General features: G+C 69.7%; 13 protein-coding genes. 8 read left to right on the top strand and 5 right to left on the bottom strand.

The window, feature by feature from the left end:
* Positions 1 to 5 precede the first annotated feature (5 nt).
* Positions 6 to 1,442 carry a peptidase S10 gene (locus AB0L65_RS16275; protein WP_364245542.1) on the top strand — a complete coding sequence of 479 codons (1,437 nt, stop codon included), beginning with the start codon at positions 6 to 8 and terminating at the stop codon, positions 1,440 to 1,442.
* Here the strand turns inward: AB0L65_RS16275 and AB0L65_RS16270 are convergent.
* The 5 genes from AB0L65_RS16270 to AB0L65_RS16250 form a co-directional block, all read right to left on the bottom strand.
* Positions 1,401 to 2,180, bottom strand: coding sequence for a hypothetical protein (locus AB0L65_RS16270; RefSeq protein WP_364245539.1), 780 nt, complete (start codon positions 2,178 to 2,180; stop codon positions 1,401 to 1,403). The two genes, AB0L65_RS16275 and AB0L65_RS16270, sit on opposite strands and share 42 nt — an antisense overlap.
* 128 nt (positions 2,181 to 2,308) lie before the next feature.
* A complete protein-coding gene (locus tag AB0L65_RS16265; RefSeq protein WP_364245536.1) occupies positions 2,309 to 2,728 on the bottom strand; it encodes a peptidase inhibitor family I36 protein in 420 nt (139 codons plus the stop codon).
* Between the two features lie 216 nt (positions 2,729 to 2,944).
* Positions 2,945 to 3,715, bottom strand: coding sequence for an SDR family oxidoreductase (locus AB0L65_RS16260; RefSeq protein ID WP_364245533.1), 771 nt, complete (start codon positions 3,713 to 3,715; stop codon positions 2,945 to 2,947).
* Positions 3,712 to 4,722 (bottom strand): DUF4432 family protein, encoded by a 1,011-nt coding sequence (locus AB0L65_RS16255; RefSeq protein ID WP_364245530.1) that lies wholly within the window; start codon positions 4,720 to 4,722, stop codon positions 3,712 to 3,714. The genes AB0L65_RS16260 and AB0L65_RS16255 overlap by 4 nt, the downstream gene beginning before the upstream one ends.
* Positions 4,719 to 5,888 carry a DUF4185 domain-containing protein gene (locus AB0L65_RS16250; RefSeq protein ID WP_364245527.1) on the bottom strand — a complete coding sequence of 390 codons (1,170 nt, stop codon included), beginning with the start codon at positions 5,886 to 5,888 and terminating at the stop codon, positions 4,719 to 4,721. The genes AB0L65_RS16255 and AB0L65_RS16250 overlap by 4 nt, the downstream gene beginning before the upstream one ends.
* Before the next feature lie 176 nt (positions 5,889 to 6,064).
* On the opposite strand from AB0L65_RS16250, the gene AB0L65_RS16245 reads away from it, so the two are divergent.
* The 7 genes from AB0L65_RS16245 (at position 6,065) to AB0L65_RS16215 (ending at position 12,977) form a co-directional block, all read left to right on the top strand.
* Positions 6,065 to 7,015, top strand: a complete 951-nt coding sequence (locus tag AB0L65_RS16245; RefSeq protein ID WP_364245524.1) for a teichoic acid biosynthesis protein C — start codon at positions 6,065 to 6,067, stop codon at positions 7,013 to 7,015.
* Positions 7,016 to 7,082: 67 nt separating this feature from the next.
* Positions 7,083 to 7,292, top strand: a complete 210-nt coding sequence (locus tag AB0L65_RS16240) for a hypothetical protein (protein WP_364245521.1) — start codon at positions 7,083 to 7,085, stop codon at positions 7,290 to 7,292.
* Entirely contained in the window at positions 7,285 to 7,725 is a 441-nt protein-coding gene (locus tag AB0L65_RS16235; protein WP_364245519.1) for a type II toxin-antitoxin system VapC family toxin, read from the top strand. Before AB0L65_RS16240 ends, AB0L65_RS16235 begins: the two co-directional genes overlap by 8 nt.
* Positions 7,726 to 7,776: 51 nt before the next feature.
* On the top strand, positions 7,777 to 9,387 hold the full coding sequence (locus AB0L65_RS16230) for an ATP-binding cassette domain-containing protein (RefSeq protein WP_364245516.1): 1,611 nt from the start codon (positions 7,777 to 7,779) through the stop codon (positions 9,385 to 9,387).
* A gap of 154 nt (positions 9,388 to 9,541) precedes the next feature.
* On the top strand, positions 9,542 to 10,261 hold the full coding sequence (locus AB0L65_RS16225) for a hypothetical protein (RefSeq protein WP_350723786.1): 720 nt from the start codon (positions 9,542 to 9,544) through the stop codon (positions 10,259 to 10,261).
* Between the two features lie 84 nt (positions 10,262 to 10,345).
* A complete protein-coding gene (locus tag AB0L65_RS16220) occupies positions 10,346 to 11,755 on the top strand; it encodes a sigma-70 family RNA polymerase sigma factor (protein ID WP_364245513.1) in 1,410 nt (469 codons plus the stop codon).
* 118 nt (positions 11,756 to 11,873) lie between these two features.
* On the top strand, positions 11,874 to 12,977 hold the full coding sequence (locus AB0L65_RS16215; protein ID WP_364245511.1) for an NlpC/P60 family protein: 1,104 nt from the start codon (positions 11,874 to 11,876) through the stop codon (positions 12,975 to 12,977).
* Position 12,978: the final 1 nt, after the last annotated feature.

Raw genomic sequence — 12,978 nt, 5'->3', positions numbered from 1 at the left:
GCGATATGTCGGAAGAAACCCAGCCGGCCCCGCCGGCTGACAATCTCGTCACCACCTCGCACACGCTGCCGTCCGGGCAGGCGTACACCGCCACCACCGGCACCATGGTGCTGCGCGAGGAGGTGATCGACGACGGCAAGTTCGGGGGCCTGCGGCCCAAGGCCGAGATGTTCGTCACCTCGTACACGCTCGACGGGGCCGAGCCGCTGAGCCGGCCGGTCACGTTCGCGTTCAACGGCGGCCCGGGATCGTCGAGCGTGTGGCTGCACCTGGGCGTGCTCGGGCCGCGCCGGGTCGTGATGGGGGACGCGGGCGCGCTCCTGCCTCCCCCTTACGGGCTGGCCGACAACGAGGAGAGCCTGCTGAGCGTGAGCGACCTGGTCTTCATCGACCCGGTCTCGACGGGCTACTCGCGGGCGGCCGAGGGCGAGAAGCCGGAGCCGTACCACGGCTTCACCGGCGACATCGAGTCCGTCGGGGAGATCATCCGGTTGTGGACCACCAGGAACGGGCGGTGGATGTCGCCGAAGTTCCTGGCGGGGGAGTCGTACGGGACGGTCAGGGCGGCCGGGCTGGCGGACCACCTGCAGTCGCGGTACGGCATGTACCTCAACGGCGTGATGCTGATCTCCTCGGTGCTCGACTTCATCACCGGGGATTTCAACCAGGGCAACGACCTGTCCTACGCCCTCTATTTGCCGACTTATGCCGCTATTGCGCACTATCACGGGCTGCACGGTGACCGGCCGCTGCCCGATGTGCTGCGCGCGGCCGAGGCGTACGCCGCGCGCGACTACCCGTGGGCGCTGGCCCGCGGCAACCGCCTCACCGGCGAGGAGCGCTCGGCCGCCGTCTCCACGGTCGCCGCGCTGACCGGGCTGAGCGAGGACTACGTCGACCGCGTGGACCTGCGGATCGAGCACATCAGGTTCTTCACCGAGGTGCTGCGCTCGCGCCGCCAGGTCGCCGGCCGCCTCGACGGCCGGTTCACCGGCTGGGACCCCGACTCGGGGCGCGAGCACTTCTCCGCCGACCCCAGCATGAACGCGATCATGGGCCCCTACAGCGCCGCGCTCAACCACTACCTGCGCGCCGAGCTGGGCTACGCCAACGACCTGCCGTACGAGGTGCTCACGTCGCGGGTGCACCCGTGGTCGTTCAAGGAGTTCGAGGGCGCCCACGTCGCGGTGGTCGACAAGCTGGCCGACGCGATGCGCGCCAACCCGCACCTGCGCGTGCACGTGGCCTGCGGCTACCACGACGGCGCGACGCCGTACTACGCCGCCGAGCACGCGTTCGCGCACCTGCCCGTGCCCGCGGAGCTGGCCGCCAACGTCGAGTTCAGGTACTACGAGGCCGGCCACATGATGTACGTCCACGAGCCGAGCAGGCTCCGGCAGTCAGCCGACCTGGCCGCCATCGTGCTCGGTCAGCAGGGCTGAGGCCCGGGCCAGGCGCTGTTTGAGGTTGTCGCGGAGCGCGGCGAAGCGGTCGGGGTTGTCCCGGACGACCGCCCGCTGGAGCTCCGCGTCGGCCGTGAACCAGGCCGCCACCAGGCCTGACGACCACTTGCAGGTCGTGTCGGCGGTCGCGGTCTGCTTCTCGTCCTCGCTGACGGCAGGCTTGTCCAGATCCCAGCGGCTGTCGGCGATGGCGGCCTCGGGAGCCGGGTAGGACTCGCCCGCCTGGCCCATGCACGTCTCCCAGCGCTTGGCGGCCGCCGTCACGGACGGATCCTTGGCGGCCTGCTCCAGCGTGAGCGAGTCCTGGAGAGCCAGCCATGGCCAGTCGGCCTTCGTCGAGCCCTTGTCCAGGGTGAGCGTGGCCCGGTCCAGGCAGCCGCGGTCGGCGGCGGTGCCGTACAGGCGGTGCCGGGCGGGTTTGGGGAGCTTGCCGGCCCAGGCGCCCGTGGTGTCGGGCGAGGGCGGCCGGGCGAGGTGGTAGCCGTAGGTCCTGGCCGCCTCGATGTCGGCCACGCCGTAACGGCGGGAGTTGCCGGGGTCCACCGCGGCGATGGCGGCGGCGTCCTCCGCGGGTGGGTCGATCGTGATGCCCTGCTTGCGCATGCACTGCACGACGAGTTGGTTGTGGGCGTTGCCCAGGACGGCCCGCTGCTCGGGAGTGGTCTTGTAGGCGTCGAACGGCAGCACCAGCTCCGACACCGAGGAGACGCCTTTCACCGGCGCTCGCGGCGCGGGCTCGTCGGCGGCGCAGGCCGTGACCGTGGTCAGCAGCAGTGCGCCCGCGAGGAGTCCGCGACAGCCGGTTTCCGGCGGCCAAGCCCGGAAACCGGCACTCCCGTTACTGCTCAGCGGCACCAGATGTCGAGCGCGCTGGCGCGGTTGTTGCCGATGGCGTTGTTCGCCAGGAAGCCGTCGTTCGAGTTGTGCATGAACGTGCTGTGGGCTCCCGTGTACCCCGGGTGCTGCCAGAGGGTGGCGCTGCAGCCGATGCGGTTCCTGACAGAGCTGGTCTCGTTGTCCATGGTCTCCCAGGAGTTGCTGAAGTCCCAGTTCAGCCAGTTGTTGTCGGCGAAGTCCGAGTCGTCCTCGATGAAGTCACGCCAGTGGTCGACCTGACCGCGGTTGTAGTCGAAGCTGGCGTACAGGCAGACTCGACCGCCGTAGCAGGTCGAGCGGGGGCTGGCCACCGCTGCGGTGGCCGGCACGACCGCGGTGAACAGCGCGGCCGCGGCGACGATGCCGGCGGCCTTTCTCGATAGCCTCACAGGTCTCTCCTCGGTGAGTCGTTTCGACCTCGTAACCTAGCGTGCAAGATCGAACACGAGCCGCTATGACTCGCCGCACGATCAAGGGCTCCGCGCCCGGATCGGGTCGCGTGCCCGGCACGCCGAGGACCACTGGTATCAGTGGTACGACCTGCAAGTTCGTCGCGTTGACACAACACTTGCCAGCTTTGGTACGCCCCCAGGGGAACCTGTGGGCTATTCGGGAAGGGCGGCCGGATTCTGCGCGAGCAGGCCGCCGTCCACCCGGTGCTCGGCCCCGGTGATGAACGACGAGCGCGGCCCCGCCAGGAACGCCACCAGCTCGGCCACCTCCTCAGGGCGGCCCACCCGGCCCAGCGGGTGGGAGCGGCCCCACTGCGCGACCTGCTCCTCCTGCGACAGGTCGCCCCGCCACAGGTCCGCCGCCCAGCGCAGCATCGGGGTGTCCACCGAGCCCGGGCAGACCACGTTCACCCGGATGCCGTCGGCGGCGTGGTCGAGCGCCATGGCCCTGGTCAGGCCGTTGAGCGCGGCCTTGCTCGCGGTGTAGGCGGCCACCTGCGCCTGCGAGGAGAACGCCTGCACCGACGACATGATCACGATCGAGCCGCCGCCGCGGGCCCTCAGCTTGGGGACGGCCGCCTTGCAGGTGAGGTAGACGCCCTTGAGGTTGATGTCGAGCACCTCGTCCCAGACCTCCTCCGGGGTGTCCTCGACCGTGCCGTAGCGCTGCACGCCCGCGCAGGTGACGACGACGTCGAGCCCGCCGTACCTGGTCACGGCCAGGTCCACCAGGTCGCGCATGTCGTCGGCCCGGCGCACGTCGGCGACCACGCCGGTGACGCTCTCGGTGTCCAGCGCCGCGTCCTTGTCGACCCCGCAGAACACCACGGACGCCCCGCCGTCGGCCAGCCGGTCCACCACGGCCCGCCCGATGCCCATCGAACCGCCCGTGACCAGCGCGACCTTCCCGCTGAACTCACTCATGCCAGAACCTCCGCGCGCAACCTCAACACCTTCGTCTCGTGCGGGCCCAGGACGAGGGCCGTGCCGTTGTCCACCGCGGCGGCCAGGCCGTCGGTCGGCATGCTGGAGAACGGTTCGAGCCCCAGCGTGTACGCCCGTCCCCACCAGGGATAGCCGGTGGACGCGCCGAGCTCCTGCCACATCCACAGGTACGGCAGGAGAGTCGCATCCCACTCCACCCGCATACCGATATCCCCCGAAATTTCGTACCAACCCTCGTCGAAGCCCGTCAGGTAGACGATGTCGCTCGGCGACCCCGGCTCCTGCACCACGCTCAGGTCGGTCTCACCACCGCCGTCGGCCGGGACGACGGGCCACTCCCATGGCCCGCCTGCCCGGACCCGGCGGCCCGCCGGATTTATCGCGCTTTCGTGGGGGATCACCTTGACGCCTTCCGGCAGCCTGATCCGGGCGCCGGGACGCAGGAACGGCAGGCCGTACACGATGTGCTGCCCCCACATGGCGTGCAGCGGGAGCTCGGCCTCATTGGTGGCCCGGCCCTCGATCTCCAGCGCCGCCGTTCCCGACCTGAGCCTGAAGACCTTCTCCATCCGGTACGGCAGCCGCCGTGTCCGTACGCTGAGCCGTACCGCGACCTCCTCCTCGGAGTCGGCCACGACCTCGCAGCGCCACGGCAGCCCGGAGACCTCCCCGTGCTGCGCCAGCCGCGCGCCACGATACTCGCTGGGCGCGCCGCCGTTCGGGAAGATCTCCTGCCAGCCGCCCTCATAGTGGTCGATGAACTGGGCGACGTCGTCGGCCGCACCCTGGAGGTGGTCGTGCGGGTTGCGCAGGCCCTGCGGGGAGAGCCAGACGAAGTCCGTGTCGGTGGGCTTGTGCAGAAATTCCAGCACATCGCCGCCTTTGTCCGGCAGGACGGTCACGCGCAGCCGCTCGTTCTCCAGCACGACCGCCCGCAGCCCGTCGATCGTGACGGGCCGCAGGCGGGCCGCCCAGTTACGCCTCACTGGAAGGTCACATCCAGGAATCTCGGCCGGTAGATGGTCACGTCCCGGTAGTGGTCGGTGTTCACGAAGCTGTTGACGTTATAGGAGATCACGAGACCGTTGCCCGCGACCTCGGGATGAGCGTGGGCGTTGTAGGTGAAGATGTTCCCCTTGGTCTCGGGGGTCGTGTAGACGTGCTGCTTGCCGGTGAACGGGCCGAAGGGGGAGCACGAGGTGTAGGCCACGATGTTGGGGCTCAGCACTTCGGTCGTGTCATGCGTGATCAGGACATATCCGGATCCGACCTTGGTGACGCTGTACTCGTTCGCGACGCCGCTCATGACGCGCGCCGAGTCGGCCTCGTTCGGTGACCAGGTGCCGTCCGCCTTCAGGAACTCCCACGTGCCCAGCAGGCTCTGCCCGCTGACCCTGGCGACGTGCATGTACTTGGGCGAGCCGAGGTCCTCGACGCCGTACACGTAGGTGTATCCGCCGTCCTTGAGGATCGCGGAGGCCCACGCCACGCCGTGCCCGGACGGCAGGTCGGTGACGCTGACGGGCGCGTTCAGCCGGCCCGGGGCGAACCTGGCCACCACGTTCCGGTACCAGCGCCAGTCCCACGCGCCGGTGCCGTAGCGCTCGTACTCCTGGTAGGTGACCTCCACGAGCCCGCCGGCCACCGTCGCGTCGCCGGCCCAGTACCAGTGGTTCTGGTCACGCGGAGGCATGACGGCGGTCGGCGCGGCGGCGGTGCCGTCGTGGATCGTGGACAGCTTGCCGTCGCGCTCGACGGCGAAGGAGTTGTTCAGGAAGACCGTGTCCCCGCCCTCCCCGACCACGGGCGGGCGCGAGCCGTCGGTGTTCACCCGGCCGAGGAACGTGTCGGAGAAGATCCACAGCTCCTTGCCGTTCGGCAGCTTGACCGAGTAGGTGCCGTCGGCGCCCGTCCAGTCGTCAAGCCGGCTGTTGTCGTTGCCGTAGTTGGTGAAAAGGCTGGTCAGGCGGGCGTCGGTCGTGGTTGCCTTGACGGTCGGGCCGCACGCGGCCTTCGGTGCGGCCGGCGGCTGCTGTTGCTGGACCACCGAGGGGACGGGTTTGGGCGGGGCGGCCCAGGCTTGCTGCGGTACGGCCGTCAGGCCGGCCAACGCGATGGCGAGGGGTGCTAAGGCGGAGCGGAATCGCGTCATCACTCGTCCTTGGGGAGGGAAGTTCCCTACAGTTCTAGTCATTAGATCACTTACTGTCTAGGGCCCTCTCACACTCGGCCGAATCGGATCGTTGGAGTTCGGAGGTGATCCTCAGCGAGCTGCACTAGGGTGAGTCACTTCCTGAAATATCCGTAAATATCCGTTATGGAGGTCGTATGCCGGTCACTCGCCGAGATCTGCTCAAGGTCGGCGCCGGAGCCGCGGCGGCGGCTCTGGCAGGCACGGAGACGGCGGCCGCCGCCTCCGCAGCGGGCCGGTTCGACCTGGCGGCGCCCGCCGGCCAGCTGATCTGGAAGAAGGCGCTGTACGACGAGACCGTGCTGCAGTCGTTCGCCTTCGACAACACCCACGGGCACATCTACCTGGCCCAGCTGAAGAACGGCTCGGGTTCGGCGGCGGCCGGGGATCTCTGCGTGACCAAGCTGAGCCTGTCCGGATCGGTGCTCGGCCACATGTACCTCAAGGGCTTCGGCCACGGCGTGCAGATCGGCGTGGAGCCGTCGGGCAGTTCCGCCTACCTGTGGACGGAGACCGACGCGGTCGCCGACGGCTCGGGGAACGCGTGGGGGCGGCGGCTGGCGAGGTTCAAGTTCGTCAACGGCCAGACGCTCACGCCGTCGTCCTCGGCGCTCACCAAGTACACCCTGATCTCGGGCGCGACCAGCACCACCTGCGCCATCGACCCGTCCACCAACCGGCTGATCATGCGCTGCCGGGTCGGCGGCCAGGCGCGGTTCGTGGCATACTCGCTGGCGGCGGTCAAGGCGGGCACGGCCAAGAAGCTGTACGACGTGGCGCAGCCGTCCGGCCTGGGCGTCTTCCAGGGCTACACGGCTTACGGCAACTACCTCTACCTGCTCGACGGCACGGCGTACGGCGCCTCCAACCCCGCGCCGGGCAACACGTACATCACCTGCGTCGACCTGCGCACGGGCGCCAAGGTGCAGCGCTCGCTCAGCCAGGCGGGCAAGTCCCTGGACTACCGCGAGCCGGAGGGCATGGCGATCCAGATCGTCTCGGGACGGCCCAGGCTGTGCCTCGGCCTCGCCTCGGGCGCCGCGGGAGCCCGCAAGGCCAGCATCTTCTACAAGTCCACCCTCGTCTGAGCAACAGACCGCCTCCGCGGCGGCGGAAACCGAATGGCGCGACAGCAGGCGGACATACACTGCGTGTATGAGCGCGATGCGTGAAGAACTTCACTCGCTGGTCGATCAGCTTCCCGATGATCGGGTGCAGCCGATGATCGCGCTCGTCCGTGAAAATCTTCTGGCGAGCCGCCGGATTCAGGCGGCCGCGGCCTTGGAGCGGATCCGGGCCAGGATGCGCGGTGTGACAGGTGTCGACGAAGAACTGGACCAGCTCCGGGAAGGGTCTAGTGGCTGACGCCTACCTCGTCGACACCGGAGTGTTCCTGCGCTGGTTCGTCGATCAGCCTGGCTACGAGCATGCCCGCGAGATTCAGGACGCGTTTCTCCGCGGACAGGTCGCGGTGGAGACGGCGGATTTCGCGCGAATCGAGGTAGCTGGGGTTCTTCGAAAAAAGGGACTGCTCTCCGGTCGGCTCACACCCGAAGAATTCGTGGCGGCCGTGCGCCTGATCGACGAATTCGGGGTGAAGGTCCACGCGGTGGACGCCGACGTGCTGGAACGGGCGGCGGATCTCGCGGTGCGGCTCACCCTTCGCATGTACGACGCGGTCTTCGCGCAACTGGCCGTCGATCAAGGCATTCCCCTTCTCACCACCGACGTCAAGCTCTGTCATGCCGTGGAGGGCGTCGTGGAGACGACCATTCTGCGCGGTGTCGCGGCCGGCTGAGCGGCGGAAAATGTGGTGACCGCGCCGGAAGGGGCCCGGTAACCTGCCGGGATGGGCCACGTCGAAGTAGGACATCTCACGTACGTGCTGCCCGACGGGCGGCCCCTGCTCAACGACGTGTCCTTCCGGATCGGCGAAGGCGTCAAAGCGGCGCTCGTCGGGCCCAACGGCGCGGGCAAGACCACGCTCATGCGGCTGATCGCCGGCGACCTCCAGCCGGTCGACGGCAGCGTGGCGAGCTCCGGCGGGCTGGGCGTGATGCGGCAGTTCATCGGCAGCGTGCGCGACGGGAGCAGCGTGCGCGACCTGCTGCTCGGCGTCGCCCCGCCGGCGGTGCGCAAGGCGGCCGAGCGGCTCGACGCGGCCGAGCTGGTCATGATGGAGCGCGACGACGAGAAGACGCAGATGCGTTACGCGCAGGCCATCAGCGACTACACCGACGCGGGTGGCTACGACATCGAGGTGTTGTGGGACACGTGTACGGTGGCCGCGCTCGGCGTCCCGTACGAAAGAGTGAAATATCGGGACGTGTCCACGCTGTCCGGCGGCGAGCAGAAGCGGCTCGTCCTGGAGGCGCTGCTGCGCGGCCCCGACCAGACGCTGCTGCTCGACGAGCCCGACAACTACCTCGACGTCCCCGGCAAGGAGTGGCTGGAGCAGCAGCTCAGGGAGACGCCCAAGACCGTGCTGCTGGTCAGCCACGACCGCCAGCTGCTGGCGAACGCGGCCGACCGCATCGTGACCGTCGAGTCCGGCAACATCTGGATCCACGGCGGCGGGTTCGGCACCTACGCCGAGGCCCGCAAGGCCCGCAACGAACGCCTCGACGAGCTGCGCAGGCGCTGGGACGAAGAGCACGCCAAGCTCAAGGCCCTGGTCAACATGCTCAAGAACAAGGCGAGATACAACGACGGCATGGCCGCCCCCTACCACGCCGCCCAGACCCGGCTGCGCAAGTTCGTGGAGGCGGGCCCGCCCGAGACGCCCCCCAACGACCAGAACATCAAGATGCGCCTCAGGGGCGGCCGCACCGGCAAGCGCGCGATCACCTGCGAGGTGCTCGAGCTCACCGGTCTCATGAGCCCGTTCGACCTGGAGGTCTGGTACGGCGAGCGCGTCGCGGTCCTCGGCTCCAACGGCTCGGGCAAGTCCCACTTCCTGCGCCTGCTGGCCGGAGAGCCGGTCAACCACGAGGGGGTCGCCAAGCTCGGCGCCCGCGTGGTCTCCGGCCACTTCGCCCAGACGCACGCCAGGCCCGACCTGCTCGGCCGCACCCCGGTCGAGATCGTCATGACCGAGCACGCCAAGCTCAAGAACGAGGCCATGAAGACGCTGGCCCGCTACGAGCTGGCGGGGCTGATCGCCGAGCAGCGGTTCGACACGCTCTCCGGCGGGCAGCAGGCCCGGCTGCAGATCCTGCTGCTCGAACTGTCCGGGGCCACGTTGCTGCTGCTCGACGAGCCGACCGACAACCTCGACCTGGCCAGCGCGGAGGCGCTGCAGGCCGGCCTCGACGCGTTCGACGGCACGGTCGTGGCGGTCACGCACGACCGCTGGTTCGCCGCCGACTTCGACCGCTACCTGGTCTTCGGCTCCGACGGCACGGTCTACGAGTCGTCCGAGCCGGTTTGGGACGAGGCCAGGGTCGTACGTCCCCGTTAAAGAGTTGGTACGCCTGGCGCGTGTCCTCTGCCAGCCGTGCCCATGCACGGGTTATCACGGCAAAGTGATCCCGCGCAGCCGAACCGTCAGCCTGCTCGCACTCTGCGCACTCGGGGCGATCTGCCTCTCCGGGTGCGCGAGCGAGAAGCGACCCGTGCAAGAGCTCAAGCCCCTTGCGCTCAAGGAGCAGGTCTCCAATATCGTCAAATCCGCCGATGGGTACGCCGTCACCTGGGCGGGCGTGCTCAGCAACGCCAACCCGTGGCACTTCGGCGAGCACGTGGTGGCCACGATCGTCGGACACGACGCCAAGGGCACCGAGGTGGTCAGGATGGACCAGCCGCTCGACGCCGTGCCGCCGGGCGGTTCGCTGGCCTTCACCGGCCAGGCCACCGCATCCGAGAAGCCGGCGAAGGTGACGATCCAGTACCGTCCCGCGCGCTGGCGGGCGGCGGCGCGGATTCCCTCCGCGTTCCAGCGGTTCCCTGTGAGCCGAGTCCAGACATTGCCCCAGAAAGACGGCTCATACCTTATTACTGGATATGTCGGCAATCCCTATCAAATGTCGGCCAGCAGTCTCGTCGTGAACGCGTTGCTGCGCGACAAAGCGGGCAAACTCCTCGGCGGCGGGAGCACATTCGTGGACGATGTCAAAACCGGAAGTCCGCCGCGATTCATCCTCACCGTGTCGGGGCTGCCCCAAGGGACGAAGGTCGCGAGGACCGACATCACAGCCAGGACCTGGGGCTCGACCGGCCGTCCCTACGAGGAACTGGCGCTCGCCGGAGCCGCGCCGGTCCATACCGTCAAGCCGGTGACCGAGCCGTTCTCGGTAGACCGGAGCACACAGGTCGTGTCGGAGCATAAACAATGAATTGGGTAAAATCCAAAGGCGTTGTTATACCGACACCCCGAAAGCGGTAGAACTACTAGTTACCAATCAATTACCTTCGGTCATATGAATGACCGCGTCCTGGTCGAAGCACTCCGCGCCCGTGACCCGGGCGCGCTCGCCGCGCTCTATGACACGTACGCGGAGAGCGTCTACCGCTACTGCTGGTCCCTCCTGCTGAACGCGGACAGCGCCCAGGTGGCGCTCCGCGACACCCTCATCGCGGCGGAGGCGCACGCGGGCGCGCTGGCCGACCCGGACAGGCTGCGCACCTGGCTGTACGCGCTGGCCCGCGCCGAGTGCCTGCGCCGCCGGGCCGCCGCGCCGCCGGGGTCCGCCGAGGCGCTGGCCAAGGCGCCGCCGCCGCATGACGCGGCCGACGCCGACCTGCGGGTCATGGCCTGGAACGCCGTCCAGAGCCTGCCCGTCGCCGACCGCGAGGCCCTGGAGCTCACGTACCGGCACTCGCTGCCCGCGCCGGAGCTGGCCCAGGTGCTGGGGACGCGGCAGGTCGAGCAGGTCCTGGAGGGGGCGCGCGAGCGACTGCGCGACGCGATCACCGCCGAGATCCTCGCCTTGAAGGGCCCGTACGACTGCCCGCAGCGGGCCGCGATCCTGGCCGGGTTCTCCGGCGAGCTGACCCAGGAGATGCGCGAGCGCCTGGTCCGGCACCTGCGGCGCTGCGAGACCTGCGCGCCGCACCGCACCCGCGAGGTGTCGCCCGCCAAGGTCCTCGGGCTGCTGCCCCAGCAGACCCTGCCCGACACGCTCCGGCTGCGGGTGATGAGCTGCTTCGTCGACCCCGAACTCCTGCCGTACCGCCGTTACGTCGCCAGGCGTACGGGCAACCTGGGCGCCGCCGGATTTCCCGTTCCCGCGGACAGGAACGCTCGAGGGTGGCCTAAGGCGCTGGCAGGCGCGCTGGCGGCGGTCGCGGCCGTGGTGGCGATAGCGCTGATCTTCCATCAGCTCGAGACCGAGGAGGGCGGGGTGTCGGGGGTGGCGACGGCCGCGTTCCCGGCCACGGGCGAGCCGCCCGCCATCCGCCTGCCCTGGCGCTCCTCCGACCCCCCGGACGTGGCGGTGACGGGCGATCCCGTCCTGGACAGCAGGACCACCCGTCCGATCGGCGTCACCGGCGTCCCGATGCTGGTGCCGTCCGTCGCGCCGGTCCGCGACACCGTACGCTCCTCGTCGGAGGCCGACGTGCCCGCGTCCCACGATCCCTCCGACCCTCCTCCGCCGTCGGACTGGCAACCCCCGACGTACGTCCCCCCGCTTCCACCGTCCCCGCCGACGCACCGGCCACCGGCGGGCGGCCCGCCCCATGAGGACGACCCGCCACCCTCCACCCCCGGCACCCGCACCCCCTGCCCCACGCCGACCCCCACCCCGGTCCAAACCCCCACCCAGACCCCCACCCCACCCACCACGACCACTCCCACCGAAGCCCCCTCACCCACCACCACTGGCTGACCGGTCCGCTGGGGGCTTGATGCCGCCCTCGCCTGAAACCGCGAGCCGCGATCACGTTACGTGAGTGAATTGCCGGGAACTGTGTGCATAGAGTAACCATGTGTTTCCGGGGGGACCAATGCGCGCATTCCGGGCCGGGCTCCTCGTGTGCTGCCTGGTCGTCGCTCTGTGCCCGCCTGTCGTGGCCGATCCCGTCCCCTCCTCGCGGGAGGTGCGCAAGGCCCGGCAGGCCGCGCAGGACCGTTCGCGGGAGCTGGGGGCGGCCAGCGCCCACCTGGCCACCGCGCAGGCGCGGTTGGACGGGATGGCAGCCGCGGTGGAGCGGCTGGTGGAGGCGTACAACGGCGAGCTGGTCAGGCTGCGGCAGGCCGACCAGACCTACGCGCAGGCCAGGGCGCGGCTGGCGTCGGCGGACGCGGAGGTAGAGCGGGCCAGGCAGGCCGTCGCGCTGCTGGCGGCGCAGAGCTACGGCGGGCTGGGGCTGATGACCCCGGTCGTCAGCATGATCGTCGATCAGGGCGACAGGGAGGGCGTCCTGCGCAGAGCGGGCCTGCTGGCGCAGATGAGGAGCGAACAGTCGGCGATCCTCGGCAGTGTGCGCGACGCGCAGGAGGTGGCCGCCATCCTGCGTACGCAGGCCGCGAACGCCTACGCCGCCCACCGGGTCCTCTCGGAGCGGGTCGCGCTGGCCAAGACCGTGGCCGAGCAGGCGGTGGCCCGGCAGCGGCAGGAGACGACGGAGCTGCAGGCCCGTACGGTGGTCCTCCAGCGCCGGGTGGACGCGGCGCGCACCCGCGCGGAGCTGCTGGCCAGGCAGCGGGCCGCGGCACTGCAGAGCATGGCCACCGGGGGCTCGGCCATGGGGGACGTGGCGGCCGACTGGGCGCTGACCCAGCTGGGCAAGGCGTACGTGTGGGCGGCCGCGGGCCCGGACACGTACGACTGCTCAGGGCTCGTGATGCGGGCCTGGGAGAAGGTGGGCATACAGCTGGACCACTGGACGGGCACCCAGTGGACGTCGGGCCCGCACGTGCCGCTGGACCAGCTCAGACGGGGCGACCTGCTGTTCTTCGGCTATGTGAGCAGCGACCCGGGCACCATCCACCACGTCGGGATCTACGTCGGCAACGGTCAGATGGTGCACGCGCCGCAGACCGGCGACGTCGTACGGGTCGCCTCGATCTGGCGCGGGGACCTGGTGGGCGCCACCAGGCCCCGCTGAG

The organism is Nonomuraea sp. NPDC052116, from assembly GCF_040680035.1.
GTDB classification, from domain to species: Bacteria; Actinomycetota; Actinomycetes; order Streptosporangiales; family Streptosporangiaceae; genus Nonomuraea; species Nonomuraea angiospora_A.
The sequence above is the reverse complement of the archived record's forward strand: the minus strand, read 5'-3'. Positions and strand labels throughout refer to the sequence as shown.

Coding starts and splice junctions, on each gene's coding strand:
- AB0L65_RS16275 (WP_364245542.1), top strand. CDS start 6: ATGTCGGAAGAAACCCAGCCGGCCCCGCCGGCTGACAATCTCGTCACC.
- AB0L65_RS16260 (WP_364245533.1), bottom strand. CDS start 3,715: ATGAGTGAGTTCAGCGGGAAGGTCGCGCTGGTCACGGGCGGTTCGATG.
- AB0L65_RS16250 (WP_364245527.1), bottom strand. CDS start 5,888: ATGACGCGATTCCGCTCCGCCTTAGCACCCCTCGCCATCGCGTTGGCC.
- AB0L65_RS16245 (WP_364245524.1), top strand. CDS start 6,065: ATGCCGGTCACTCGCCGAGATCTGCTCAAGGTCGGCGCCGGAGCCGCG.
- AB0L65_RS16240 (WP_364245521.1), top strand. CDS start 7,083: ATGAGCGCGATGCGTGAAGAACTTCACTCGCTGGTCGATCAGCTTCCC.
- AB0L65_RS16230 (WP_364245516.1), top strand. CDS start 7,777: ATGGGCCACGTCGAAGTAGGACATCTCACGTACGTGCTGCCCGACGGG.
- AB0L65_RS16220 (WP_364245513.1), top strand. CDS start 10,346: ATGAATGACCGCGTCCTGGTCGAAGCACTCCGCGCCCGTGACCCGGGC.
- AB0L65_RS16215 (WP_364245511.1), top strand. CDS start 11,874: ATGCGCGCATTCCGGGCCGGGCTCCTCGTGTGCTGCCTGGTCGTCGCT.